This window comes from Streptomyces sp. NPDC097107 (genome assembly GCF_044762405.1).
Lineage (GTDB): Bacteria > Actinomycetota > Actinomycetes > Streptomycetales > Streptomycetaceae > Streptomyces > Streptomyces thinghirensis.
Window position 1 is genome coordinate 26,374 of sequence record NZ_JBIWEF010000006.1, and the last position, 23,813, is coordinate 50,186.

The 23,813-nt window shown below is 72.9% G+C and carries 23 protein-coding genes; 11 read left to right on the forward strand and 12 right to left on the reverse strand.

Translation table 11 applies throughout. From position 1 onward, the window contains the following. Positions 1-54: 54 nt before the first annotated feature. A complete protein-coding gene (locus tag ACIQ1J_RS15485; protein WP_403557220.1) occupies positions 55-861 on the forward strand; it encodes a CPBP family intramembrane glutamic endopeptidase in 807 nt (268 codons plus the stop codon). Positions 862-921: 60 nt separating this feature from the next. On the opposite strand, the gene ACIQ1J_RS15490 is transcribed toward ACIQ1J_RS15485, so the two are convergent. Continuing rightward, positions 922-1,731, reverse strand: a complete 810-nt coding sequence (locus ACIQ1J_RS15490; protein WP_403557221.1) for a PhzF family phenazine biosynthesis protein — start codon at positions 1,729-1,731, stop codon at positions 922-924. A gap of 203 nt (positions 1,732-1,934) precedes the next feature. Between ACIQ1J_RS15490 and ACIQ1J_RS15495 the strand changes: the two genes are divergently transcribed. Continuing rightward, complete coding sequence (locus ACIQ1J_RS15495) at positions 1,935-2,585, forward strand: PadR family transcriptional regulator (RefSeq protein ID WP_403557595.1); 651 nt, start codon at positions 1,935-1,937, stop codon at positions 2,583-2,585. Positions 2,586-2,601: 16 nt separating this feature from the next. Here the strand turns inward: ACIQ1J_RS15495 and ACIQ1J_RS15500 are convergent, their stop codons facing one another. Continuing rightward, complete coding sequence (locus tag ACIQ1J_RS15500; RefSeq protein WP_403557622.1) at positions 2,602-2,856, reverse strand: hypothetical protein; 255 nt, start codon at positions 2,854-2,856, stop codon at positions 2,602-2,604. 219 nt (positions 2,857-3,075) lie between these two features. Here ACIQ1J_RS15500 and ACIQ1J_RS15505 point away from each other — a divergent pair, with 219 nt between their 5' ends. The 3 genes from ACIQ1J_RS15505 to ACIQ1J_RS15515 all read left to right on the forward strand — a co-directional run bounded on the left by ACIQ1J_RS15505 (position 3,076) and on the right by ACIQ1J_RS15515 (position 6,260). After that, complete coding sequence (locus ACIQ1J_RS15505) at positions 3,076-3,615, forward strand: Clp protease N-terminal domain-containing protein (protein WP_403557222.1); 540 nt, start codon at positions 3,076-3,078, stop codon at positions 3,613-3,615. Positions 3,616-4,123: 508 nt separating this feature from the next. After that, entirely contained in the window at positions 4,124-5,128 is a 1,005-nt protein-coding gene (locus tag ACIQ1J_RS15510) for an EamA family transporter (RefSeq protein ID WP_403557223.1), read from the forward strand. Positions 5,129-5,318: 190 nt separating this feature from the next. Then, positions 5,319-6,260 carry a DMT family transporter gene (locus ACIQ1J_RS15515; RefSeq protein ID WP_403557224.1) on the forward strand — a complete coding sequence of 314 codons (942 nt, stop codon included), beginning with the start codon at positions 5,319-5,321 and terminating at the stop codon, positions 6,258-6,260. Positions 6,261-6,495: 235 nt separating this feature from the next. Here ACIQ1J_RS15515 and ACIQ1J_RS15520 read toward each other — a convergent pair whose 3' ends face one another. Then, entirely contained in the window at positions 6,496-7,188 is a 693-nt protein-coding gene (locus ACIQ1J_RS15520) for a pyridoxamine 5'-phosphate oxidase family protein (RefSeq protein ID WP_403557225.1), read from the reverse strand. Positions 7,189-7,223: 35 nt separating this feature from the next. On the opposite strand from ACIQ1J_RS15520, the gene ACIQ1J_RS15525 reads away from it, so the two are divergent. Then, positions 7,224-8,555 (forward strand): aminotransferase class I/II-fold pyridoxal phosphate-dependent enzyme, encoded by a 1,332-nt coding sequence (locus ACIQ1J_RS15525; protein ID WP_210964133.1) that lies wholly within the window; start codon positions 7,224-7,226, stop codon positions 8,553-8,555. Between the two features lie 120 nt (positions 8,556-8,675). Here ACIQ1J_RS15525 and ACIQ1J_RS15530 read toward each other — a convergent pair whose 3' ends face one another. Further along, the gene (locus ACIQ1J_RS15530) at positions 8,676-9,644 is read right to left on the reverse strand and encodes a DMT family transporter (protein WP_403557226.1); all 969 of its coding nucleotides are present in this window, start codon (positions 9,642-9,644) and stop codon (positions 8,676-8,678) included. A 74-nt stretch (positions 9,645-9,718) separates the two neighbouring features. On the opposite strand from ACIQ1J_RS15530, the gene ACIQ1J_RS15535 reads away from it, so the two are divergent. Then, positions 9,719-10,666: a LysR family transcriptional regulator gene (locus tag ACIQ1J_RS15535; protein WP_403557227.1), complete on the forward strand. Its 948-nt coding sequence runs from the start codon at positions 9,719-9,721 to the stop codon at positions 10,664-10,666. A gap of 35 nt (positions 10,667-10,701) precedes the next feature. Here ACIQ1J_RS15535 and ACIQ1J_RS15540 read toward each other — a convergent pair whose 3' ends face one another. From ACIQ1J_RS15540 to ACIQ1J_RS15570, 7 genes are all read right to left on the reverse strand, one after another. After that, complete coding sequence (locus tag ACIQ1J_RS15540) at positions 10,702-11,169, reverse strand: pyridoxamine 5'-phosphate oxidase family protein (protein WP_403557228.1); 468 nt, start codon at positions 11,167-11,169, stop codon at positions 10,702-10,704. Beyond that, positions 11,166-11,654, reverse strand: coding sequence for a Rieske (2Fe-2S) protein (locus ACIQ1J_RS15545; protein ID WP_403557229.1), 489 nt, complete (start codon positions 11,652-11,654; stop codon positions 11,166-11,168). Before ACIQ1J_RS15545 ends, ACIQ1J_RS15540 begins: the two co-directional genes overlap by 4 nt. 164 nt (positions 11,655-11,818) lie before the next feature. Beyond that, positions 11,819-12,538, reverse strand: coding sequence for a FadR/GntR family transcriptional regulator (locus tag ACIQ1J_RS15550; protein ID WP_403557230.1), 720 nt, complete (start codon positions 12,536-12,538; stop codon positions 11,819-11,821). Positions 12,539-12,572: 34 nt separating this feature from the next. After that, a complete protein-coding gene (locus ACIQ1J_RS15555; protein WP_403557231.1) occupies positions 12,573-13,568 on the reverse strand; it encodes a sugar kinase in 996 nt (331 codons plus the stop codon). Further along, positions 13,565-14,209 carry a bifunctional 4-hydroxy-2-oxoglutarate aldolase/2-dehydro-3-deoxy-phosphogluconate aldolase gene (locus tag ACIQ1J_RS15560; RefSeq protein WP_403557232.1) on the reverse strand — a complete coding sequence of 215 codons (645 nt, stop codon included), beginning with the start codon at positions 14,207-14,209 and terminating at the stop codon, positions 13,565-13,567. The genes ACIQ1J_RS15555 and ACIQ1J_RS15560 overlap by 4 nt, the downstream gene beginning before the upstream one ends. A gap of 55 nt (positions 14,210-14,264) precedes the next feature. Then, complete coding sequence (gene dgoD / locus ACIQ1J_RS15565; RefSeq protein ID WP_403557233.1) at positions 14,265-15,452, reverse strand: galactonate dehydratase; 1,188 nt, start codon at positions 15,450-15,452, stop codon at positions 14,265-14,267. A gap of 124 nt (positions 15,453-15,576) precedes the next feature. Beyond that, complete coding sequence (locus ACIQ1J_RS15570) at positions 15,577-15,804, reverse strand: hypothetical protein (RefSeq protein WP_403557234.1); 228 nt, start codon at positions 15,802-15,804, stop codon at positions 15,577-15,579. A gap of 593 nt (positions 15,805-16,397) precedes the next feature. On the opposite strand from ACIQ1J_RS15570, the gene ACIQ1J_RS15575 reads away from it, so the two are divergent. From ACIQ1J_RS15575 to ACIQ1J_RS15590, 4 genes are all read left to right on the forward strand, one after another. Further along, positions 16,398-17,558 carry a Vms1/Ankzf1 family peptidyl-tRNA hydrolase gene (locus ACIQ1J_RS15575; RefSeq protein ID WP_403557235.1) on the forward strand — a complete coding sequence of 387 codons (1,161 nt, stop codon included), beginning with the start codon at positions 16,398-16,400 and terminating at the stop codon, positions 17,556-17,558. 135 nt (positions 17,559-17,693) lie between these two features. After that, on the forward strand, positions 17,694-19,019 hold the full coding sequence (locus tag ACIQ1J_RS15580; protein ID WP_403557236.1) for a zinc-dependent alcohol dehydrogenase: 1,326 nt from the start codon (positions 17,694-17,696) through the stop codon (positions 19,017-19,019). A 168-nt stretch (positions 19,020-19,187) separates the two neighbouring features. Next, a complete protein-coding gene (locus tag ACIQ1J_RS15585; protein WP_403557237.1) occupies positions 19,188-20,654 on the forward strand; it encodes a cation:proton antiporter in 1,467 nt (488 codons plus the stop codon). A gap of 172 nt (positions 20,655-20,826) precedes the next feature. Next, positions 20,827-22,668, forward strand: coding sequence for a thiamine pyrophosphate-requiring protein (locus ACIQ1J_RS15590; protein WP_403557238.1), 1,842 nt, complete (start codon positions 20,827-20,829; stop codon positions 22,666-22,668). Positions 22,669-22,935: 267 nt separating this feature from the next. Here ACIQ1J_RS15590 and ACIQ1J_RS15595 read toward each other — a convergent pair whose 3' ends face one another. Continuing rightward, positions 22,936-23,652, reverse strand: coding sequence for a GAF and ANTAR domain-containing protein (locus ACIQ1J_RS15595; protein ID WP_403557239.1), 717 nt, complete (start codon positions 23,650-23,652; stop codon positions 22,936-22,938). Positions 23,653-23,813 lie beyond the last annotated feature (161 nt).

A 23,813-nucleotide genomic window follows, 5' to 3' on the forward strand; every position in this document is an offset into this window, starting at 1 on the left:
GTCGCCTCATACTGATCGGGCAAGCTGTGACGTTCCGGCTGGAGGCAGGTGTGCATGGCGGAGGCGGGCCCGGTGGACGATTCGTTCCCTCAGAAGCGTCAGGAGCGGCTCCCGCGACGGGTCCTGCGTGACGAGACGCTGCTCGTCCTGGCGTTGTCGCTCGGCGCCAGCGGGGTGTCCGCCCTCATCAGCTTCATCGGCTCGGTCACCCGGCCCGGCGGGCTCAAGGACCAGGCGGCCACCCTCAACGCCTCCGCCGCGCCCGGCCGTCCCTGGCTGGACCTGGCCTGGCAGCTCTTCGGGATCACCACGGCGCTCGTCCCGGTCGCCCTGGTCGCGCACTTCCTGCTGCGGGAGGGAAGCGGCCTGCGCGCCCTCGGCTTCGACCGCACCCGTCCGTGGCCGGACCTGGGCCGCGGTGCTGTCGTCGCCGCCGTCATCGGCAGCACCGGCATCGCCTTCTACCTGGCCGCCCGGGGCCTCGGCTTCAACCTCACCGTGGTGCCCGAGGCCCTGCCCGAGGTGTGGTGGAAGTACCCCGTACTGATCTTCTCGGCGGTGCAGAACTCCGTCCTGGAGGAAGTCATCGTCGTCGGCTACCTGCTGCGCCGGCTCGATCAGCTCGGCTGGAGTCCGGGCGCGTCGCTCGCGGCCAGTTCGGCGCTGCGCGGGTCGTACCACCTCTACCAGGGCATCGGCGGCTTCATCGGCAACATGGTCATGGGCGTCGTGTTCGTGTACCTGTACCGCCGGTGGGGGCGCGTGGGCCCGCTGGTGGTGGCGCACTCGCTGCTCGACATCGGTGCCTTCGTGGGCTACGCGCTGCTGGCCGGGAAGGTGGACTGGCTGCCGACGGCGTGACGGGGAGGGGACGACGGGCCGCCGTTCGCCGCGTCACCCCAACCCGGTTGGGCAGTACGTCTAGGCCAGCAGCTCACCCTCGATCACCGTCACCGCGCGCCCGCTCAGCAGCGTGCGCTCGCCGCGCAGCTCCGTACGGACCCGGCCGGAGCGGGGCGAGGCCTGCATCCCGGTGAGGCCGGGGCGGCCGAGGCGCTCGGACCAGAAGGGCGCGAGGGCCGTGTGGGCGCTGCCGGTGACCGGGTCCTCGTCGATGCCGACGTTCGGGAAGAAGCAGCGGGAGACGTAGTCGTAGCCGCGGGCGGCGTCCTCCGCACGGGCGGTGGCGATGATGCCGCGCTCGGAGTACGCGGCCAGCGCCTTGTGGTCCGGGGCCAGGCCGCGGACCGTCTTCTCGTCGGCGACCTCGACCAGCAGGTCCCCGATGTCCGGTCCGGTGTCCAGGACCGCGAGGGGCTCGGTGCCCAGGGCCTCGGCGACGCCCTCCGGGGCATCGACCGGGGTGAGCGGCGCGGTGGGGAAGTCCAGGGTGATCGAGCCGTCCTCGTCCGGCGTGGCGACGAGGACGCCACTGCGGGTGGCGAACCGCACGGTGCCCTGGTGGGCGCCGGTGGTGTGCAGGACGTGGGCCGTGGCGAGCGTCGCGTGGCCGCACATCGCGACCTCGGTGGCCGGGGTGAACCAGCGCAGCGCCCAGTCGGCCTCGCCGCCCTCGGGCAGACGGTGGGCGAACGCGGTCTCGGCGTGGTTGACCTCCAGGGCGACCTGCTGGAGCCGGTCGTTGTCCGGAAAGGCATCGAGGAGCAGGACCCCGGCGGGGTTGCCGGCGAAGGGCCGGTCGGTGAAGGCGTCGACGATTCGGATGCGCATGCTCCGACGCTAAACGCTCCACGAAGCAGCGGACCAAGGCCAATTCGTGAGTTCTGGACCGGATTCCCGCCGGGCGGTCACGACGACGACGGGCGCTCGTCGGCGGCGGTATCGGGAGGACTTGGCAGTCGATACATTCCGATATATCGTTGAAGCATCGCGATTGATACGCGACAGATCAAAGACTGAGTGGAGTGATGGCGATGCACAACCACGGACATGAGCGTGGACACGGCGGACACGGCCACGGAGGCGGTGGTCCCTTCGGTCACGGCGGCTTCGACGGTCGGCGTGCGGCCTTCGGTCCCTTCGGGCCGGGTGGCCCCGGTGGTGGTGGCCCCGGCGGCCCCTTCGGGCCGGGATTCGGCCACGGAGGTCCCTGGGGAGGTCGCGGACGCGGCGGTCCCAGGGGAAGGGCACGGCGCGGTGACGTACGGGCGTCGATTCTGGCCCTGCTGAAGGACCGGCCGATGCACGGCTACGAGATGATCCAGGAGATCGCCGAGCGCAGCGGCGGGGCGTGGAAGCCCAGCCCCGGTTCGGTGTACCCCACCCTTCAACTGCTTGAGGACGAGGGTCTGATCGCCAGCGAGAGCGAGGGCGGCAAGAAGCTCTTCGCGCTCACCGAGGCGGGCCGCACCGCGGCCGAGGAAGGCCCGGAGGCTCCCTGGGAAGAGGCCTCGCGGGGCGTCGACTGGGAAGCCCTGAACGACATCCGGCAGGCCGGCTTCGGGCTGATGGAGGCCTTCGGCCAGGTCTGGAAGACCGGCAGCAAGGAACAGCGGGAGAAGGCGCTCGCCGTCATCGGTGACGCCCGCAAGAAGCTGTACCTGATCCTCGCCGACGAGGACTGACCCGGCACGGCCGTCGTCACGGGGTGCCCCGCGGAGTGATCCGCGGGGCACCTTCGCGTGTGGCGTGATCGGTCGGCCCGGTCGGTCGACCGCCCTCGGCCCGCTCAGGCGACCGCCGTATCACCGCCGCGTCGGAGGGATCCCACGCGCGCGGGAAGGCGCTCCCGTCGTGGCAGTGCCACGCCTCCCGGAACAGGCCGGCGAGCAGCGCCTCCGCCGGGGCGTGCACCCGGTACACGTACTGCCTGCCGTCGACCGCCGGCAGGGCCACGAGCCAGCACCTGCTCCTCATACCCCTGTTGGACCCCCGACGGCATGCTTCGGTTGCCCGGGGAGCGCGTGGCAAGGGGGCGCGCGCCCGGCGGGGCGAAACGGTTTGATCTCATCCGCAAGGAGGAGATTCCGGCCCGGTGCGTCCACTCTGCGTGGGACGCGAAGATGCTTCCCTTCGGGGATGACCCGCTCTGGAGATGCTGATGGGCTAGGGGATGTGCAACCCCGTATCCCCCGGCAGTCGGCCGGCGAGCAGAACGGCCGGCGTCCGGACGGCACCGATCCCGATGCCCGGTTCAGCGAAGAACTGGCATCGGTGGTCACCGGCGCCCGCCGCAGAGCGGTGCGGGACGGCGACCGGCAGATCGACACGGCCCATCTGCTGCACTCCCTCCTCGAGTGCGACCCCGAGGCCCGCGCCGTCCTGGGCGAGGGCCCCCAGGTCGCCCGGCTGCTCGGCTACCTCGTGCAGCGCAGCATCGGTTACGGCCTGCGCTGGCAGAGCACCGTCGAGGACTCCGGCGCCGTACCCGTGGTGACCGGGGGCACCGGCTTCTCGCCGCTGGCCGCCGCGGCCATGGAAGGCGCCTGCGTCCGGGCCGCCCGGCGCGGAGTGGACCGGGCCTGCGGTGTCGACCTGCTCGCGGCCCTCGTCACGGATCCGCAGGCACGTGCCGTCGAGGTGCTCGGCCGCGCCGCCGTCGAGCCGCGCACGGTGCTCGCCCGCGTGGAGAATCACGTCGAGCCGACAGCCTGAGACCGAACCCCCGGTCCCGGCCCCGGCCCTGGTCTCGGCCCCGGCCCCGGTCCCGGCCCCGGCCCCGGTCCCGGCCCCGGCCCTGGTCTCGGCCCCGGCCCTGGTCTCGGCCCCGGCCCCGGTCCCGGCCCCGGCCCGGTCCCGGTCCCGGCCCGGTCTCGGCCCCGGCCCCGGTCCCGGCCCCGGCCCGGTCCCGGTCCCGGCCCGGTCTCGGTCCCGGCCCCGGCCCGGTCCCGGTCCCGGCCCGGTCTCGGCCCCGGTCTCGGTCTCGGCCCCGGCCCCGGTCCCGGCCCGGTCTCGGCCCCGGTCTCGGTCTCGGCCCCGGCCCGGCCCCGGTCTCGGTCTCGGTCTCGGCCCCGGCCCGGCCCCGGTCTCGGTCTCGGCCCCGGCCCCGGTCCCGGCCCGGTCTCGGCCCCGGTCCCGGTCCCGGAGCCGGGAGCGGCCCGGTCGTCCAGCCGGTGAGACAGGTGTCATCGGGGATGACGGTCATGTCGGCCCCTGTCATCATGTGCCGGTGCATACGTCTGACAGTGCTCGCGGCCGTCGCGGCAAGGGTGCCGGGCTCGGCCTGGCGCTCGCGTCCGCGGTCGCCTTCGGAGGTTCCGGGGTCGCGGCCAAGCCGCTGATCGAGGCGGGACTCGATCCGCTCCACGTGGTGTGGCTGCGCGTGGCCGGCGCGGCCCTGGTCATGCTGCCGCTCGCCGTGCGCCACCGCGCGCTGCTGCGCCGACGGCCCGGGCTGCTCGCCGGCTTCGGGCTGCTGGCAGTGGCGGGTGTCCAGGCCTGCTACTTCGCCGCGATCTCCCGTATCCCCGTCGGCGTCGCGCTGCTCGTCGAGTACCTGGCGCCCGCGCTGGTCCTCGGCTGGGTGCGGTTCGTGCAGCGGCGGCCGGTGACGCGGGCGGCGGCGCTCGGCGTGGTCCTCGCGGTCGGCGGACTCGCCTGCGTGGTGGAGGTCTGGTCGGGGCTGGGCTTCGACGCGCTCGGACTGCTCCTCGCGCTCGGCGCCGCCTGCTGCCAGGTCGGCTACTTCGTCCTGTCCGACCAGGGCAGCGACGCCGGCGACGAGGCGCCGGACCCGCTCGGCGTCATCGCCTACGGCCTGCTCGTCGGTGCCGCCGTGCTCACCGTCGTCGCCCGCCCCTGGTCGATGGACTGGTCCATCCTCACCCACGATGTCCCCATGAACGGCACACCCGTCGCCGCCGCCCTGCTGCTGGCCTGGATCGTGCTCATCGCCACGGTCCTCGCCTACGTCACCGGCATCGTCGCCGTGCGCCGCCTGTCGCCGCAGGTCGCGGGCGTCGTGGCCTGCCTCGAAGCGGTCATCGCGACCGTCCTGGCCTGGGTGCTGCTCGGCGAGCACCTCTCCGCCCCGCAGATCATCGGCGGCGTGGTGGTCCTGGTGGGTGCCTTCATCGCCCAGTCGTCGACACCGGCGAAGGGCTCCGCGGACCCGGTGGCGAGCGGTGGACCCGATAGGGAGTTGTCCAGCAGGGGAACGGCGACCTAGGCTGCTGATCATGCATTCCGACGCGCTCGTCCTCCCGCCTCCGACCGCCTGAGAGGCGGGCCCCTCCGATCAGCCCGGCGCGATGCCGCCGGGCCGGACGATGCTGCCCGCAGACGCAGCCCCCGCGCCCCCGGTTCTTCCGGGGCCGCTTCAAACTTCCGCGCCCTGTGCGCGTCTGCGGAGAGAACTCGTGTCGAATGCCGTCTCAGGCCTGCCCGTCGGGCGTGGCCTCCTCTATCTGATCGTCGCCGGTGTCGCCTGGGGCACCGCCGGTGCCGCCGCCTCGCTGGTCTACCGGGCCAGCGACATGGGGCCCGTCGCCCTGTCGTTCTGGCGTTGCGCGGCCGGGCTCGTCCTGCTGTTCGCCGTCCGTCCGCTGCGCCGGCCCGCGCGCCCGGCCGTACGCGAGCCGTTCGGCCGCAAGGCGCTGCGGGCCGTAGTCACGGGCCTCGGCCTCGCGATGTTCCAGACCGCCTACTTCGCCGCGGTGCAGTCCACCGGGCTCGCCGTGGCCACCATCGTCACCCTCGGCGCCGGCCCGGTGCTGATCGCACTCGGCGCGCGTTTCGCCCTCGGGGAGCACCTGGGCCGGGGCGGGGCCGCCGCCGTGGTCGGAGCGCTCGCCGGGCTCATGGTGCTCGTGCTCGGCGACGGAAGCACGACGGTCCGCGTGTCGGGCGTACTGCTCGCGCTGCTGTCCGCGGCCGGGTACTCGGCGATGACCCTGCTCACCCGCTGGTGGGGGCGCGACGGCGGGGCGGACGCCGCCAGTACGTCCGTCGGGGCGTTCGCCGTCACCAGTCTGTGCCTGCTGCCCCTCGCCCTCGCGGAGGGCCTGCTGCCGCACACCGACGAGCCGGTCCGGCTCCTGTGGCTGCTGGCCTACGTCGCCGCGGTCCCGACCGCCCTCGCCTATGGGCTCTACTTCGCCGGCGCGGCCGTCGTCCGGTCCGCCACGGTCTCCGTGATCATGCTGCTGGAGCCGGTCAGCGCGGCGGCGCTGGCCGTCCTGCTGCTCGGCGAGCACCTCACCGCGGCGACGCTGGCCGGAACGCTGCTGATGCTCGGCTCGGTCGCGGGGCTCGCGGTGGCGGAGACCCGGCAGGCACGGACCCGGCCGGCGCCGGCGTGACGGTCGGGGGGCCTCTCGGCGAGAGAGGCCCCCCACGCCGCAGGGCAGGGAGCCGTCTTCGGCGTGCTTCTCTGCGCGGCCTGCTCGCAGGCGGGGCACGGAGGCCGTCTTCGGATGCCTCGCCCGCCGTGGCCCGCGCGGAGCCGCCCTCACAGGGCAATACACCTAGGCCGGTCTCCTCGGCCGGGTCGTCACGAGACGGGCGGCGCGTCCCAGGGGTGGACCAGGACCAGGATCACGGGGTCGAGAGGTAGTCGGGCAGCCTCGTCCCGGCGTCCAGGCCCGGGTCGGCGACCGGGGTGTCGTACCCCTTGCGCAGCGGGACCAGGCCGGCCCAGTGGGGGAGGGCGAGGTCCTCCGGCTCGTCGTTCACGCCGCCGGTGCGGAGCTTGGCGGAGACCTCGTCCAGGTCGAGGCGGATCACGGCGGTGGCGGCCAGCTCCTTCTTGTTGGCCGGCCGGGAGTCGGCGGAGCGGCCGGGTACGACGTGGTCGACCAGGGCGTCCAGGGCCGTGCGCCTCTCCTCCGGGTCCGTCACCTCGTACGCGGTGCCGTGCACGACCACCGACCGGTAGTTGATCGAGTGGTGGAAGGCCGAGCGGGCCAGCACCAGCGCGTCCACGTGCGTCACCGTCAGGCACACCGGCAGGCCCGGGTCGGCCGCGCCCGTCATCCGCAGCGGGCGGGAGCCCGTCGAGCCGTGCACGTAGAGCCGATCGCCCACCCGGCCGTAGAGCGTCGGCAGCACCACCGGGGCGCCGTCGCGGACGAAGCCGAGATGGCAGACGTAGCCCTCGTCGAGTATCGCGTGCACCAGCTCCTTGTCGTAGGAGGCCCGGTCGGGGGAGCGGGTGGGGACGGTGCGGTCGGTGGGCGGGTAGGCGGTGGCGGGCTGCGACGGCGGCTGCGTCCGTGTGGTCCCCTGCATGGCGCTCTCCATTGCACTAGTGCATAATTGTGTTTGTGCTAGGAGAGTATCGGATCACAGGTCGGGGCGCAGCGGAGATCTCCGCGAGCGTCGAGCGTGCGGTGGCCTCCGGGGAGCTGGTGCCGGGACAACCGCTTCCGCCGATGCGGGAGTTGGCGGAGCGGCTCGGGGTGAACCCGAACACCGTGGCCGCCGCCTACCGCACCCTGCGCGAGCGCGGGGTCATCGAGACGGCCGGACGCCGGGGCAGCCGGGTACGCTCGAAACCGGCCACCACGGGGCGCGAGTTCATCCGGGTAGAGGTGCCGGAGGGCGTGCGCGACGTGTCCGACGGCAACCCGGACCCGGCGCTGCTGCCCGCGCTCGGACCGGTTTTCGCCGCGGCGGCCGAAGAGGGCGACCGCGAGCCCGTCCTGTACGGGCACGAGCCCGTGGAACCGGAGCTGGTGCGCCTCGCACGCGCCGAGCTGGACGCCGACGGGGTGCCGGACGGGCCCGTGGCCGTCACCTCCGGCTCGCTGGACGCCATGGAACGGGTGCTGGCGACCCACCTCCGACCGGGTGACGCCGTCGCCGTCGAGGATCCGGGCTGGGGCAGCCTCCTCGACCTCGTCCCCGCGCTCGGCCTGCGCACGGTCGCCGTCGGCGTCGACGACGAGGGGCCGCTGCCCGACGACGTACGGCGGGTCCTCGGGGCCGGCGCCCGCGCCCTGGTCGTCACGGACCGCGCGCAGAACCCGACGGGCGCCGCGGTGAGCGCCACGCGCGCGCGTGCCCTGCGGTCCGTGCTGCGCGAGCACCCGCGGACGCTGCTGGTGGAGGACGACCACGGCCACCGCATCGTCGACCTGCCCCTGCACCCCCTCGCCGGTACGACGCACAGCTGGGCCTTCGTCCGCTCGGCGGCCAAGGCGTACGGCCCCGACCTGCGCCTCGCCGTGCTCACCGGAGACGCCGTCACGCTGGATCGGGTGCGCGGGCGGCAGCGGCTGGGCCCCGGCTGGGTCAGCCGCATCACCCAGCGGGCCGTGGCCCGGCTGTGGGCGGACGGCTCCGTGGACGCGCACGCGGTGGCGGCGGCGTACGGGCGGCGCCGGGACGCCCTGCTCGGAGCCCTCGCGGAGCGCGGGATCGCCGCGTACGGGCGCAGCGGCATGAACGTGTGGATCCCGGTGCCGGACGAGACCGGTGCCGTCGCCCGGCTGCTGCACGCCGGGTGGGCCGTCGCCCCCGGCGCCCGCTTCCGCCTGAACGCCCCGCCCGGCATCCGCGTCACCGTCTCGACGCTGACGGAGCAGGACACCGGCCCTCTGGCGGACGCGGTCGCGGCGGCGGTGGGGCCGGGGCCGCTGCGGAGCTATGCCTGACACGTGGGCCCGCCTGCGTCTTCGCCTATCTGCCCGCCAACGTCCTCGCCTATGCGCCCGCCTGCGTCGTGGCCTTCGTCGCCGCCGGTGTCCCACCTGTGTGCCCGCCAGCGTCTTCGCCTACGTCGTAGCCTTGTCGCGCTCCCGTGTCCGGCGGGCCGGCTCCGCGGTGCCCGTGGTTGCCCCGGGTCGTGCCCGGGTCAGCGCCGCACCCGCGAGGACGATCGCCGCACCGGCCGGCGTCGACCAGGACAGCGACTCCCCGAGCAGCGCGACGCCCGCGGCCGTGGCGATGACCGGGGTGAAGTAGGTGACCATCTGCGCTGTCGTCGGGCCGACCTCGGTCACCAGGTCGTACTGGATCAGGAAGGCGAGCCCGGTGCCCAGAATGCCCAGCGCCGCCACCGCCAGCAGGGGCACGACCGCGAAGCCGCCCGGCATCGAGGTGAAGAGCGGCGTCACGACGGCCAGTTGCGCCGTGGCGAGACCCAGCTGGGCGCCGGTCAGCGAGAGGTGGGAGTGGCTGGAGCCGGCCAGGGTGCGGCGGACGTAGATCCAGCCGACCGGATAGCTGAGCGAGGCCAGCAGGGCCAGCGCCGTGCCCGTGACGTCCAGGCCGTGGAAGCCCTGCCAGACACCCAGCACCGTCAGGACACCGAGGAATCCGATGCCGAGGCCGGCCACCCGCCGCCGCGTCGGCCGGTCCTCGGAGAGGGCGATCAGCGACAGGGCCATGCCCCACAGCGGTGAGGTCGCGTTGCAGATGCCCGCGAGTGACGACGGGATCGTCAGCTCCGAGAAGGCGAACAGGGAGAACGGCAGCGCGTTGAGCAGGAACCCGGCGACCGTCAGGTGGACCCAGGTCCACGTCCCGCGCGGCAGCCGCTCCCGCTTCACCGCCATCGCGACGGCGACCACGGCCGTGCCGAACACCAGCCGCCCCAGCGTGACCTGGAACGGGGCGAAACTCTCCGTCCCCACCTTCATGAAGAGGAAGCTGAAGCCCCAGACGAGGGAGAGGAGCCCGAAGCGCAGCCGCCAGTCGAAGGCGCGGCGGGCTGCGGGAGAGGACGCGACACTGCTGCTCATGCAGGCAACGATGATGCAGCCAACCTCGTAGCACAATCGACATTACGCACGGAGTGTCTCGTAGCATTGCTTACATGTTGAACCTGGAGCGCCTGCGCACCCTCGACGCCCTCGCCCGGCACGGATCGGTGAGCGGCGCCGCCGTCGGCCTGCACATCACCACCTCGGCCGTCTCCCAGCAGATGGCCAAGCTGGAGCGCGAGGCAGGTCAGCAGCTGCTCGCCAAGAACGGGCGGGGCGTGCGGCTCACGGACGCGGGCCGGCTGCTCGCCGAGCACGCGGCCCGCATCCTCTCCCAGGTCGAACTCGCCCAGGCCGACCTGGAGGCCCAGCGCGGGCAGGTGGCGGGCGAGCTGAGGCTGTCGGCGTTCCCGACGGCCGCCCGCGGACTCTTCCCCGGCGCGCTGGCCGCCCTGCGCACCCAGCATCCGGCGTTGCGCATCCGCTCCTGCGAGTCGGAGCCGGAGCGCGGCATCAACGGCGTGGTGCGCGGAGACCTGGACCTGGCCGTCGTGCTCGACTGGTACAACAAGCCGATGCCGCTGCCCGACGGCCTGGTCAAGGCGCCGCTCCTGGACGACCCCGCGGACGTGGCCATGCCGGTCGGCCACCGGCTGGCGGGCCGCGACGAGGTGGACCTCGCCGAGTTCGCCGAGGACGAGTGGATCACGTGGGGCGAGGGCGAGTTCTGCCACGAATGGCTGATGTTCACACTGCGCTCGAAGGGCATCGAGCCGACCGTCGGCCATCGCGCCGCCGAGACCCACACCCAGCTGGGTCTGGTCGCCGCGGGGCTCGGCGTGTGCATCGCGCCGCTGCTCGGTCGCCATCCGATGCCCGCCGAGGTCGTCACGGCGCCGCTGAAGCAGCGGGTGCGCCGGCACGTGTACGTCGTCTGGCGCGCGGACGCCGACCGCCGCCCGTCGATCCGGGCGGCGGTGGAGGCGTTGCGGGCGACGGCGGGGGAGGTGGGGGAGCCGGGAAAGGCGGGAGAGGTGGGAAAGGTGAAGGAGGCGGTATAGGCGAGGCCAGGCCGGTCACGGCGAGGCCAGGCCGGTCACGGCGACGACAGCTTGCGGAAGTCCCAGGAGACCACCTTCTCGGGCGTCAGCCGCAGCCACGCGTGCCGGCCGTCGTGCGGCATCTCCTCCAGACCGAAGTTCTTGCGGGCGAACAGAGTCTCGGGGAAGTCCAGTTCGGCGTACAGCTCGCCGGTGCGCGGTGCCTCGCCCACGGACTCCACCCGGCCGGACAGCTCCGCGCCCCGCAACTCGTCGTACTCCTCGCCGGTGTCCACGACGATCGCCACCCGGGGGTCGCGCCGCAGATCCGTCCAGCGCCGGCTGCGCACGACCGAGTACAGCCACATCGAGGAGCCGTCCCAGGCGAACCAGAGCGTGCTCACGTGCGGGGCGCCGTCGGGCGAGACCGTCGCGACCCGGCAAGTGCGCTGCGTGGTGAGGAACGCGTCCAGCTCGCCGGGGGTCATCATGATCTTCCGGCCCCGGCGCTGAGTGACGGTCATCCGGCCATCTGGATCGAGTCCCCGCTGACCGTGATCTGCACGGCGGGCAGCGGCTTGGTCGCCGGACCGCTCTGCACGCTGCCGTCGGTGATCGAGAAGTTGCTGTTGTGACAGGGGCAGTTGATGACGCCGTCGGACACGCTCTTCACGGCGCATCCCTGGTGGGTGCAGGTGGCGGAGAATGCCTTGAACTCGCCCGCCGCGGGCTGGGTGACCACCACTTTCCGGTCGGCGAAGACCTTCCCGCCGCCCTCGGGGATGTCGGCGGTCGCCGCGAGCGCGGCTCCGGTGTTCTCGCCGCCCGAACCGCCGTCGCCCGCCGAGTCGGACGTGGGGGCCGAGGGAGCGGCGCCGGTGTCGCTCGACGCGTCGTCGTCCGAGCCTCCGCACGCGGTCAGCGCGACGGCGAGCCCCGCCGCTCCGGCCGCCGCCACGACGATACGACGAGCCGGACCCGCTGCGGGGTGAAACGATGCGCTGGTCATGCTGGGGTTCCCTTCCGGGGTGGATGCGTGATGATCTGCCGAGAGGTACGGCCCCGGGGCACGTGCTGTTCAGACCGTGTGGTGATGCTGTCGTGCCGGACGTCGGGCGGGCGTAAAACACGGCTGTCGTTTCGCTGTCGGCCGGTCGCAACTCGTGCCGGAACTCAGGGTCGAGCCGCGCCATTTGGAGCCCGGTCGAGGTGGTCGAGGTCCTCGGCCGCCTTGGCCAGCAGGTCCAGCATGGCGGACTCGGCGCGCGCCGGGGCCCCGTCCCGGATCGCGTCGAGGACGGCACGGTGGCTGGGGACGGGGTCGTCGGCGTCGGCGTGTGCGTGGACCATGCGGTCGCGTTCCCTGAGTCCGGGCTCCAGGAGCATGTCCATCCTGCGGAGCAGCTCGTTGCCGGTGGCGGCGAGCAGCGCCCGGTGGAAGGCCACGTCCGCCTCGGCGGCCGCGGCGGGGTCCGTCCGGGTCCGCCCCATGGCTTCGAGGGCGGCTTCGAGGGCGGCCAGGTCGGCGTCGGTGCGGTGCAGGGCGGCCCGGTGCGCCGCGGCGGGCTCGACGATGGAGCGTACGTCGGAGAGGTCGCGCAGCAACGGGCCGCCGTCGCCCGTCTCCATCCGCCAGCGGATCACGTCGGCGTCGAGGAGGTTCCAGTGTGTTCGCTCCCGGACGAAGGTGCCGCGCTTCTGCCGTGCGTCGGTCAGCCCCTTGCCCGCGAGAACCTTCAACGCCTCCCGCATGACGGTCAGGCTCACCTCCAGTTCCGCTCCGAGCGCGCCGATGTCCAGGATCTCGCCCTCGGCGATCTCCCCTCCCACGATGCGCGCGCCCAGCTTGTGTACGACCTGTCCGTGCACGCCGCGGCCGGAATAGGACGCCATGCGGTTCTCCTCGGTGTGAAAGGTGCCGGTGGGCTCAGCGGATGGCGCTGCCGGGTGAGGCGTCCAGGAGGGACAGTTCGTCGCGGTGCGGGAGGCCCTCCCAGTCGCCGCGCGAGGCTACCGCGAAGGCGCCGGTGGTGCCCGCGCGCCGCAGCCGGCCGGCCGGTGCCAGGCCGTCCAGGAGGCCCGAGAGGTACCCGGCGCAGAACGCGTCGCCGGCGCCGACCGTGTCGAGGACCGGGACGCGGCGGGCGGGCTGGTGGAGACGCCGGCCGTCGGCGCTGTACAGGGTGGCGCCCTCGCCGCCTCGTTTGACGACCACTTCGCGTGCTCCGGCGGCCAGCAGCTCCGCCACCCGCACCGCTTCGTCCGTGCCGTCGGCTCCGGCGATCAGGGGGAGTTCGTCGTCCGAGGCGATCAGGACGTCGACGCTGCCGCGAAGCCCGCGCAGGACGGGCGCTGCCTCCAGCTCGCCCCACAGCCGGGCCCGGTGGTTGACGTCCAGCACCACCGTCCAGCCGTGTTCGCGCGCGTGCTCCACCGCCCCGGTCACCGCGGCGAGCGGGCCGGGGCCGAGGGCGCAGGTGATGCCGGTGACGTGCAGGACGCGGGCCCCGGCGGCCAGCGCGGCGGCGAGGTGCTCGGGCCGCTGACGAGAGGCGGCCGACCCGGCTCGCCAGTAGTGCACGCGCGTGACGTCGGCGACGAGACGTTCACGCATCAGGGCACCCGTGGGCGCCCCGGGGTCGCTGGTCGCGTGCCGCACGTCGACGCCCTCTCCCCGCAGGGTCCGCAGGATCAGGCGGGCCGGCTCGTCCGCGCCCAGGCGGCCGGCCCAGGAGACGCGGTGACCGAGGCGGGCCAGTCCGATGGCGACGTTCGACTCGGCGCCGGCCACCGCGGTGCGGGCCGGGGCCCCGGTGGTCAGTGGGCCTTCGGTCTGCAGGGACAGCATCGTCTCACCGAAGGTCAGCACATCGGCCGGCGGGTACTGCCGCCGCGGCGTCGCGGTGTCCGTCGGGACGGTCATGCGCCCGGTTCCTCTCCTCGGCACACCGCGCGGAACCGGCGGGCCCGGACGCGGAGTCCGTCCAGCTCTCCGCCGTGGGCGGCGTCGCCGACGAGCGGTGACCCGACTCCGACCGCGAGGGCGCCGGCCGCGAAGTACTCCGGCGCGAGGTCCGCGTCCACCCCGCCGACCGGTACCAGCGGCATGTCGGGGAAGGGGTCCCTGAGGGCCCGGAGGTAGGCGGGGCCGCCCAGGGACGCGGGGAAGAGCTTGACCGCGGTGGCGCCCGCGGCCATGGCGGCGGCGGCCTCGGTGGGGGTGAGCGCGCCCGCCAGTACGGGCATCCCGCGCTGCGCGGCGGCGGCGACCGCGTCACCGCCGGTGGGGGTGACCACCCAGGTGGCGCCGGCGTCCTGGGCGCGGAGCAGGTCGTCCCGGGTGACGACCGTGCCGGCGCCGACGAAGGCGTCCTCGCCCACCGCGCGGGCGGCGCGGGCGATCACGCCACAGGCGTCGTCGGTGTTGAGGGAGACCTCGACGAGGCCGATGCCCTCCTCGACGAGTGTGAGTACGGTGCGCAGGGCGGCGTCCGCCGAGCGTCCACGCACGACGGCGGCGAGCCGGTCACGGCTCAGGCGGGCGGTGAAGTCGGTCAGGTCCACGGGAGGGCTCCGGCGTGAGAAGGCGGTCGGGTGCGGGTGCGGTGAGCGGGTGCCGTCACCACTCGGCGAACGAGCCGTCCGGGTGCCGCCAGACGGGCCCCCGCCAGTCGGGGGTGCTGTTGTCGGCCGCCCGTACGGCCTTCTCGTCGACCTCGATGCCCAGGCCGGGTGCGGTGGGCCGCAGGAAGCATCCGTCGTGGAAGCGGAACACCTCGGCATCGACGACGTAGTCCAGGACTTCGGCACCCTGGTTGTAGTGGATGCCGATGCTCTGCTCCTGGATGAGGAAGTTGGGAGTGCTGAAGGCGATCTGCAGGCTCGACGCGAGGGAGACCGGGCCGAGCGGGCAGTGCGGTGCGACGGGGACGTCGAAGGTCTCCGCGAGTGCGGCGATGCGGCGCACCTCGGAGATGCCGCCCGCGTGGGAGAGGTCGGGCTGGAGGACGGCGACTCCGGCCTGGAGGGCGGGCAGGGCGTCGGTGCGGGAGTACAGACGCTCGCCGGTGGCGAGGGGCACCGGGGAACCGGCCACCAGGTCCGCCAGCAGGGGGGTGTACTCCGGCAGTACCACCTCCTCCGCGAACAGGGGGTTGAAGGGCGCCAGGTGCGGCAGCACCTTCCGCGCGTTGGCCACCGTGAAACGCCCGTGGAAGTCGACGGCGAAGTCCCTGTCGGCGCCGAGCACTTCCCGTGCCGCGGCCGCCCGCCCCACCAGGTCGTCGATGTCGCGCGTCGTCGCCAGGCGGTTCATCCTGCCGCATGCGTTCATCTTGACCGCCGTGAAACCGGCCTCCACCTGGGCCGTGATGGCGTCCGCCACCTCGGCGGGCTCGTCGCCGCCCACCCAGCTGTAGGCGCGCACACGGTCGCGCACCGGGCCACCGAGCAGCACGTGGACGGGGACGCCGAACCTCTTGCCCGCGATGTCCCACAGGGCCTGGTCGAGTCCCGCCACGGCGCTGGAGAGCACCGGACCGCCCCGGTAGAAGGAGCCCTTCGTCATGACCTGCCAGTGGTCCTCGATGCGCGAGGGGTCCTGGCCGACCAGCAGTTCGGCCAGTTCGTGCACCGCGGTGCGTACGGTGGCCGCCCTTCCCTCGACGACCGGCTCGCCCCAGCCGACGATGCCCTCGTCGGTCTCGACTCGGCACAGCAGCCATCGGGGCGGAACGGCGAAGGTCTCGATGCGGGTGATCTTCAAGGGGGCGCTCCTGCGCTGGGTGTGGGTACGTGTAGGGGGCACGGTCCTGCACGCTCCGGGCAATGAGGAACGCCACGATTAAATATGAATTAATGATCCCTGCCAAGAGCTGCCCGAGGGCAGCAAGTGAGGGAGGGGAACCTGCCCCGCGCGCTGAGCCCCCGCGTCACGACACGGCTGACAGCGCGATGAAACGCCGCAGCAGCGGCATCGGGTACCCCGCGGCGAGCAGCGGGCCACGCACGTCGCGGGGGTCGAGGTCGGGCAGGTAGCCGATCAGCACGTCGGCCGGCCCGGTGATCTCGACTTCGCCGCAGCCGGCGCCCATGAGCGCTTCGGGGTGGTCACCGAGCACCCGGTGCAGTGACCGGCCGGCCATGGGGCCGTTGGCCACGACACTACGGTTGCCGGCGACGTCGCTGCATCCCCAGGTCTCCGCGACGCTCCATTGGGGCCGGGAGGGACGGGTACTCGGCGCCCCCGACCGCCCCCGGCCGCCCCCGGCCGCCCCCGGCCGCCCCCGGCCGCCCCCGGCCGCCCCCGGCCGCCCCCGGCCGCCCCCGGCCGCCCCCGGCCGCCCCCGGCCACCCCCGGGTGCCGGCGTGCCCGGCACCGGCCCCCGCTCAGTACGCGTCACCCTCTCTGGAGCCGTGATGCGGAGCGTCCGTACTGCCGCTTCACCGTTCGGGGAACCGGGCCTAGTCCGGGAGGGGCGGGGACAGTCCCGGGCCGGCTCGCCGAGGAGCGTGACGCAGGAACGGAGCGTCATCGTGAAACGCCTCCCGGCCGGGACGGCCCACGAGGAGAAGCGGCGTCCAAGGACTTCGGCCCGGCAGCGCCGCCGCCGCTGCCGCGGGCCCCGGTGCCGCGACGGGCGGCGTCCGATCCCGGCACTCACCAGCTCGCCGGCGTCCGCGGAGCTTCCCCGAGTGTCTCTCGCTGTCACCCGGGCACTCGGCCCGCGAACCGTGCCAATGAGGAGGAAGTGTGCAGCTGTCATTTCTGGCACCACTGTTCGATCATGGCGGGCCATGGGCCACCGTGTACTTCGACCCGGCTCAGAACGACGAGTCGGGGGCCAAGCGACGCGAACTGTCCGTACGGGAGGCGTGCCGGACGCTGGAGGAAGCGGGTGCCGACGCGGCGACCGTCCGAGCCGTGCGGGAGGCGCTGACGGACATCGGGCCCGCGGAGGACCCGGCCGGCCGCGTGGTCTTCGCCGCCGGCGGGAACGTGGTGCACAGCCACCGTCTCTCCCGGCCGCCGCAGCGGCAGATCGCCTGCTGGGCTCCGCTGCCCAGGTTGACGCCGCTGCTGGAGCTGTCCAGTCAGGACCCGGACTGCCTCGTGGCGTACATCGACCGGACCGGCGCCGACTTCGAGCTGCGCGGCGCGGCGGGCCCGCAGGACGCGGGCCGAACGGAGGGGCGGCAGTGGCCGGTCCACCGTACGGCGTCGGTGGACTGGTCCGAGCGGCGCTTTCAGCTCAAGGTCGAGAACACCTGGGAGCACAACGCGGGCGAGATCGCCGAAGCGCTGGGCGCCGCGTACGAGGAGACCGGCGCCGACCTGGTCGTGCTGGTGGGTGACCCCCGTGAACGGCCTGCCGTGCGTGACCGGCTTCCCGAGGCCGTCCGTGCGGTGACGGTGGACACCGAGCGCGGTGGGCGTGCCGCCGGCTCCTCCTCTCCCGTGCTGGAGGAGGCCATCGAGCAGGCGCGGCAGCAGTACACCCGTCGGCGCGTCGAGGCGGCGCTCGACCGCTTCCGCGCCGGGAGGGTGGGCACCGACAGGCAGACGGACGCGGTCGAGGGCGTCCCCGCCGTGATCGAGGCTGCCCGGGAGCACCGTATGGACACGCTCCTGGTCCGTCCCGGCGGGCCGGACCTGGCGCGTGAGACGTGGGTGGGCGCCGGGCCTGATCAGGTGGCGGTGCGCCGGACCGATGTGCAGACCCTCGGAGAGGGCGATCCGGCCTCCGTGCGAGCCGACGACGCACTTCTGCGGTCGGCCGCCGCCACCGCGGCCGACGTGCTGATCGTTCCCTCTCCGGACGAAGACGGCTCCGGGGGGCCCGACGGTTCCGACATCCCCGTGGGTGGCCTGGGCGCCCTGCTGCGCTGGACGTACGAACCGGCGCAGACCTGATGAAGCACGAGTTGGAGGGCCACCTGCGCTCGAGCCGGCCGATGCACGCGGCCGGGAGACGCCGCTGGACGGCCGGACGTCACGCACCGGACCCGACGCTGCGGGCGGTGTGGGAACCAGGGACGGAGGAGACACATGAAGGCTGTCGTGTGGCACGGGCTGGGGGACATACGTCTGGACGACGTGCCGGAACCGGAGATCAAGGATCCGTACGACGCGATCGTGCGGATCACGACGTCGGCCATCTGCGGTACCGACCTCCACTTCGTCCGCGGCACCATGCCCGGCATGCGGGAGGGCCGCATCCTCGGCCACGAGGCCGTCGGCGTCGTGGAGGCAGTCGGATCCGGGGTGCGCAACCTTCGTCCCGGTGACCGTGTGGTGGTGCCGTCCACCGTGGCGTGCGGAACGTGCAGCTACTGCCGTGCGGGCTACTACGCGCAGTGTGACAACGCCAACCCGGGTGGCCGGAGGGCGGGCACGGTGTTCTTCGGCGGCCCGGAGGCCGCCGGGGGACTGGACGGACTGCAGGCCGAGTACGCCCGTATCCCGTTCGCGCACGTCGGGCTGGTTCCGCTGCCGGACACCGTCGACGACGCACAGGCCGTCCTGCTCTCCGACATCTACCCCACGTCGTGGTTCGGAGCACGGCTGGCGGAGGTCGGAGACGGCGACACCGTGGCGATCGTGGGTGCCGGACCGGTCGGGCAGGCGGCCATCGCCTGCGCCCGTCTCCAGGGAGCCGGGCGCATCATCGTCGTCGACGGCCTGGCGGACCGGCTGGACCTGGCGCGCGACCAGCATGCCGAAACGGTCGACTTCAACGCCGAGGATCCGGTCGAGGCTGTTCTGGAGCTGACCGGCGGCATCGGTGTGGACCGCGTGATCGAGGCCGTGGGCGTGGACGCTCAGCGGCCGTCCCACGGCCCGGCGGCCGAAGCGCTGCGTGACCAGGGCGAGGAGTTCGCGCACGAACGCCAGGAGGCGGCTCCGGAACGGCACCCGGACGGAAATACGTGGGTGCCCGGCGACGCCCCGACGCTGGCCGCCCGCTGGGCGGTGCGGATGTCGGCGAAAGCCGGCACGGTCGGCACCGTCGGTGTCTATCCGCCACAGGTGCGGCACTATCCGTTCGGCGAGGCGTTCATGAAGAACCTCACCCTGAAGATGGGCAACTGCAACCACCGCCGATACGTGCCCGAGCTGGTGTCCATGGTCGCAGCCGGCCGGCTCGACCCCACCCCGCTGATCACCCGCTGGGTCGGAACCGAGGACGCGATCGACGCCTACCGCACCTTCGACCGGCGGGAGGCGGGCTGGACCAAGGTGACCCTCGGCGTGGCGGGCGACGGCTCGGTCGCCCCCGGCCTGGGCGAAGCGGCCGGCACCGGAGCCGCCACCACCGCCGGCACGCAGGGGCCGAGGACGGCGGACCAGGGCAGCCGAGGCGACCGGTCGTGACCGCCCCTGCTGCCGCTGGGCGCCGTCGGCGCGGCGGTGGCGGCGCCGGCCGCGCTCGCGGCGGTGCGACGCTCCGCCCGTAACCGCTGACTCGCACAGACCGCGCGACCTGTCCTCGTTGTCCCAGCGTGCTCGGACGGGGTCGCCGAAGGGGAGGGAGCCGGAAACATGGAGGGAGTCTGGTCGTTCGGACTGGCCGTGCTGATCGTGGCACTGGCCGGCATGGCCGCGCTGGGATCCAATTGGGTGAGCGAACGTGCCCGCGTCCCGGCCCCGGCGTTCTTCCTCGTCGGCACCGCCGTGGCGGTGGACGTCTTCCCACAACTGAGGAAGCTGTCGATGGCGACGGTGCAGGACGTCGTCACCATCGCCCTCGTGGTGCTGCTCTTCCAGGGCGGCATGGACATCGGCTGGCGCCGCTTCAAGCCGGAAGCCCGTGCCATCCTCTCGATCGGTGTGCTGGGCACCTTCGCCACCGCAGGTCTGCTCGCCCTCGCGGCCCACCTCCTGCTCGGACTGGACTGGCGCATCGCCCTGCTGCTGGGCACCGCGCTCGCGCCCACCGACCCGGCCGTCGTCTTCTCCGTCCTCGGCCGTCGGAAGATCACCGGCCGGACCGGTGTCCTGTTGCCCGGCGAGTCCGGTGCGAACGACCCGGTGGGCATCGCCCTGATGGCCGGCCTGCTGGGCACCTCCGCCGGATCGGCGTTCGGCACCGCGGGCCACACCGCGCTGCTCTTCGTCCAGGAGATGGCCATCGGCGCGGTGCTGGGAGCGGCGGGCGGTTGGGGGCTGAAGTTCCTGATGCGCAAGGTGCCGTTGCCGGCCGAAGGACTGTACCCGCTGCGCACGCTGGCCGGAGCGTTCGCGGTCTACGGGCTGACGACGGTGGCGCACGGTTCCGGTTTCCTGGCCGTCTTCGTGGCCGGTGTTCTGCTCGGCGACGTCCGCGCCCCCTACAAGAAGGAGATCGAACGCTTCCACACGGCGCTCGGCAGCCTGGGGGAGATCGTCGCCTTCGCCGTGCTGGGACTGACCGTGCCGCTGTGGACGTTCACCAGGGAAGGGGCGTGGACGGACGGTCTGCTCCTGGCGGTGCTGCTGGCCTTCGTGGTGCGGCCGGTCGTGATGGCGGTGCTGCTGTGGCGGATGCGCCTGAGCATCGGCGAACGGGTGTTCCTCGCCTTCACCGGGCTCAAAGGCGCCGTTCCGGTGCTGCTCGGCAGCTATCTCGTCAGCTCCGGGGTTCCGGACGCCGGCCGCCTGTACGACGTGGTGTTCGTCGTGGTCGTCTTCTCCGTCATCGTGCAGGGCTCGCTGGTGCCGACGGTGGCCCGGTTGTGCAAGGTGCCGATGCGCTCGGTGGAGCTGGAACCGTGGGCGCTGGGCGTGCGGCTGAAGGACCGCCCCGAGGGCGTCGCGCGCCATGTGGTCGAGGAAGGGTCCGCGGCCGATGGAAGCAGGGTCGACGGGCTGGACATCGGCGAGGACACCTGGATCAGCATGGTCGTCCGCGAGGGCGGCATCATTCCTGTGAGCGGGGCCACGCAGTTGCGGGTGGGCGACGAGGTACTACTCATCACCGGTGACAACGACGAGGAGTGCGCCGGCCCGTTCACCGCCGGGCGGGAGTGACGAGCCGCGACGGCGGCGCTGAACAGGCTCCTTCCGTGCGCGGCGAGGCGCCGGGGACGGCCAACAGGCTGTTCACTCGCCCTCGGCGTTTCCCTGCGATGCCCAGGGTTACCCATGGGACTGACGTCCGCCGTCGAGCGGGACCTACCGAAACAGGAACGGAGCGTCGCCCATGGCGAGCACGAAGGTGTCGGACTACATTCTCCAGCGGTTGCGTGACTGGGACGTCGACCACGTCTTCTCCTATGCCGGTGACGGCATCAACGGACTGCTGGCCGCCTGGGGACGGGCGGACAACAACCCGAAGTTCGTGCAGGCGCGCCATGAGGAGATGGCAGCCTTCCAGGCTGTCGGATACGCCAAGTTCTCCGGCAAGGTCGGGGTGTGCGCGGCCACCTCCGGACCGGGTGCGATCCACCTGCTGAACGGCCTGTACGACGCCAAACTCGACCATGTACCGGTCGTGGCGCTGGTCGGGCAGACCAACCGCAGCGCCATGGGCGGTTCTTATCAGCAGGAAGTCGATCTGGCGAGCCTCTACAAGGACGTCGCCTCGGATTTCTGCGAGACGGCGACCGTGCCGGAGCAGCTGCCGAACCTGATCGACCGTGCCATGCGCACCGCCTACGCCAGGCGGACCGTCACCGCGATCATCCTGCCGGCCGATGTGCAGGAGCTGGACTACTCGCCGCCGGGCCACGCGTTCAAGATGGTGCCGTCCAGCCTGGGGCTGGGCCGTTCCGCGCCGGTGCCGTCCGACGAGGATCTCCAGCGGGCCGCGGACGTGCTGAACGCCGGCGAGAAGGTCGCCGTCCTGGTCGGACAGGGCGCCCGCGGAGCCCGTGAAGAGGTGGAGCGGCTGGCGGAGGTGCTCGGCGCCGGCGTGGCCAAGGCCCTCCTCGGCAAGGACGTGCTGCCGGACGACCTGCCGTACGTGACCGGCGCGATCGGCCTGCTGGGCACCCGCCCTTCCTACGAGCTGATGCAGGACTGCGACACCCTGCTGATGATCGGCTCAAGCTTCCCGTACACGCAGTTCCTGCCGGAGTTGGACCAGGCCAGGGCGGTGCAGATCGACATCGACCCGCACATGATCGGCCTGCGCTACCCCTTCGAGGTGAACCTCGTCGGTGACGCGCGCGAGACGCTGCGGCGGCTGCTGCCGCGCCTGCACCGAAAGGAGGACCGAGCCTGGCGGGAGAAGGTCGAGAAGAACGCCTCCCGCTGGTGGGAGGTCATGCAGCGCCGGGCGGCCGTGGACGCCGACCCCGTCAATCCGGAGTACGTGGTCCACGCCCTGGACGGCAGGCTGCCCGACGACGCCATCGTCACCGCCGACTCCGGCTCCGCCGCCAACTGGTACGCCCGCCACTTGCGCTTCCGCGGTCGGATGCGCGGCTCCCTGTCCGGCACGCTGGCGACGATGGGTCCCGGCGTGCCCTACGCGATCGGCGCCAAGTTCGCTCACCCCGACCGCCCGGCGATCGCCCTGGTCGGCGACGGCGCCATGCAGATGAACGGCATGATGGAGATGGTCACCGCGGCGAAATACCACCGTGAGTGGTCCGACCCGCGGCTCATCGTCGCGGTGCTGAACAACGGCGACCTCAACCAGGTCACCTGGGAGATGCGGGCCATGTCCGGTGCCCCGCAGTTCGAGGAGTCGCAGCACATCCCCGACCTGCCCTACGCCGACATCGCCCGCAGTATCGGCCTGGACGGCGTCCGGGTGGAGAAGCCCAAGCACGTCGAGGCGGCCTGGGAACAGGCGTTGGCCGCGGACCGTCCGTTCGTCATCGACTTCCGCACCGACCCGGCCGTGCCGCCGGTCCCGCCGCACGCCGAACTGGATCAGATCGAGGCCGCGGCCACCGCGATCCTGAAGGGCGACAGCGACCGCGGCTCCATGATCAAGCAGGGTTTCAAGTCAAAGGTGCAGGAGATGCTGCCCGGCAGTCGCCACCGCGGCGACCGACCCGGCGCCACGGACGACAGCAGCCGGTCCGGCGACTGACGGCGGCCGCCGACCGGGTGCGGGACCTCTTCGTGTTCGGTGCTGTTCAGGACGGCACCAGCGGCGCCCCACCCCGTCCCCGTCGGCTGCCATGACGGAGTCGGGGACGGGCTTGAGATGCTGATGGGCCCGCCCCGCGCCGGTGTCGTCGATCGGGAGCGTGGCCCGGTCGCGGTCCGTGGTCTGTCCGGCGTCCAGCGGACTGTCCACCATCGGCAGGTTCTGCTGGGCGTCCGAGCATCACTCCCTTCCACGGGCGCGAGCCGGTCAGGGCCTGGGCCGCATCCCGCCGTCCTCGGGCGGCCGGCCGCCGATGCTGGTGACAAGGTCGCGGCACAGGTCGCGGAGTTTGATGTTGCGGTTCTGCGAGGCGTTGCGCAGGATGCCGAATGCCTGCTCGGCGTCGCAGCGCTGCTGGGCCATGATGGCGCCGATGGCCTGGTCGATGACGCTGCGCGAGCGCATCGCGGTCTCCAGGTCGCGCGCGAATTCCTGGGCGTCGGCGATCCGCTGCGCCAGGGCGATGGCTCCGGTGGCCTGAGCGGCGATCAGCCGCAGGCCGGCGAGGTCGGCGTCGGCGAAGCCGTCCGGCTTGGGTGAGTAGAGATTGAGCGCGCCGGCGGTGTGGGTGTGTGCGGCGATCGGCAGCGACATCGACGAGCGGGTCCCGCACGCGACGGCGTGGGCGGGATAGGAGTCCCAGCGCTGGTCGCCCAGCATGTCGGCCACCATGACCTCTTCCCCGGTGCGCAGTGCTTGCAGGCAGGGCCCGTCGTCCAGGCCGTACTGCCTCTCGTCCAGGTCGAGCGCGGTACGTCCCGCGCTCGCCACCGTCAGGAAGCGGCCCTCGCGGCTGATGGTGATGCCGCAGCCGTTCGCCGCGGACGCACGGGTCAGCGTGTGGTCGGCCAGAGTGTCCAAAAATCCTTCCAGGGAGTCGGTCTCCAGGAGGAAGTCGGTCACACGCAGGTCGTCGTTGGCCATGGAGGAGTCCCCTTGCGCAGACCATGCGGCCTGCCGTCGGCGGCGGTCGAAGGGAGCGGCGCCAGAAGGGCCACGGAGCCCAAAGCCGGAGGGGAAATCTCCCAGCGTCAACAGCCGTCCTGGTCACGGAGGAGCCGGAAAGGACGGCCGCACCTCCAGCA

Excerpts from the sequence above, each read along its gene's own strand:
- ACIQ1J_RS15485 (WP_403557220.1), top strand. The coding sequence starts at position 55 with ATGGCGGAGGCGGGCCCGGTGGACGATTCGTTCCCTCAGAAGCGTCAG.
- ACIQ1J_RS15490 (WP_403557221.1), bottom strand. The coding sequence starts at position 1,731 with ATGCGCATCCGAATCGTCGACGCCTTCACCGACCGGCCCTTCGCCGGC.
- ACIQ1J_RS15495 (WP_403557595.1), top strand. The coding sequence starts at position 1,935 with ATGCACAACCACGGACATGAGCGTGGACACGGCGGACACGGCCACGGA.
- ACIQ1J_RS15520 (WP_403557225.1), bottom strand. The coding sequence starts at position 7,188 with ATGCAGGGGACCACACGGACGCAGCCGCCGTCGCAGCCCGCCACCGCC.
- ACIQ1J_RS15530 (WP_403557226.1), bottom strand. The coding sequence starts at position 9,644 with ATGAGCAGCAGTGTCGCGTCCTCTCCCGCAGCCCGCCGCGCCTTCGAC.
- ACIQ1J_RS15535 (WP_403557227.1), top strand. The coding sequence starts at position 9,719 with ATGTTGAACCTGGAGCGCCTGCGCACCCTCGACGCCCTCGCCCGGCAC.
- ACIQ1J_RS15540 (WP_403557228.1), bottom strand. The coding sequence starts at position 11,169 with ATGACCGTCACTCAGCGCCGGGGCCGGAAGATCATGATGACCCCCGGC.
- ACIQ1J_RS15545 (WP_403557229.1), bottom strand. The coding sequence starts at position 11,654 with ATGACCAGCGCATCGTTTCACCCCGCAGCGGGTCCGGCTCGTCGTATC.
- ACIQ1J_RS15550 (WP_403557230.1), bottom strand. The coding sequence starts at position 12,538 with ATGGCGTCCTATTCCGGCCGCGGCGTGCACGGACAGGTCGTACACAAG.
- ACIQ1J_RS15555 (WP_403557231.1), bottom strand. The coding sequence starts at position 13,568 with ATGACCGTCCCGACGGACACCGCGACGCCGCGGCGGCAGTACCCGCCG.
- ACIQ1J_RS15580 (WP_403557236.1), top strand. The coding sequence starts at position 17,694 with ATGAAGGCTGTCGTGTGGCACGGGCTGGGGGACATACGTCTGGACGAC.
- ACIQ1J_RS15585 (WP_403557237.1), top strand. The coding sequence starts at position 19,188 with ATGGAGGGAGTCTGGTCGTTCGGACTGGCCGTGCTGATCGTGGCACTG.
- ACIQ1J_RS15590 (WP_403557238.1), top strand. The coding sequence starts at position 20,827 with ATGGCGAGCACGAAGGTGTCGGACTACATTCTCCAGCGGTTGCGTGAC.
- ACIQ1J_RS15595 (WP_403557239.1), bottom strand. The coding sequence starts at position 23,652 with ATGGCCAACGACGACCTGCGTGTGACCGACTTCCTCCTGGAGACCGAC.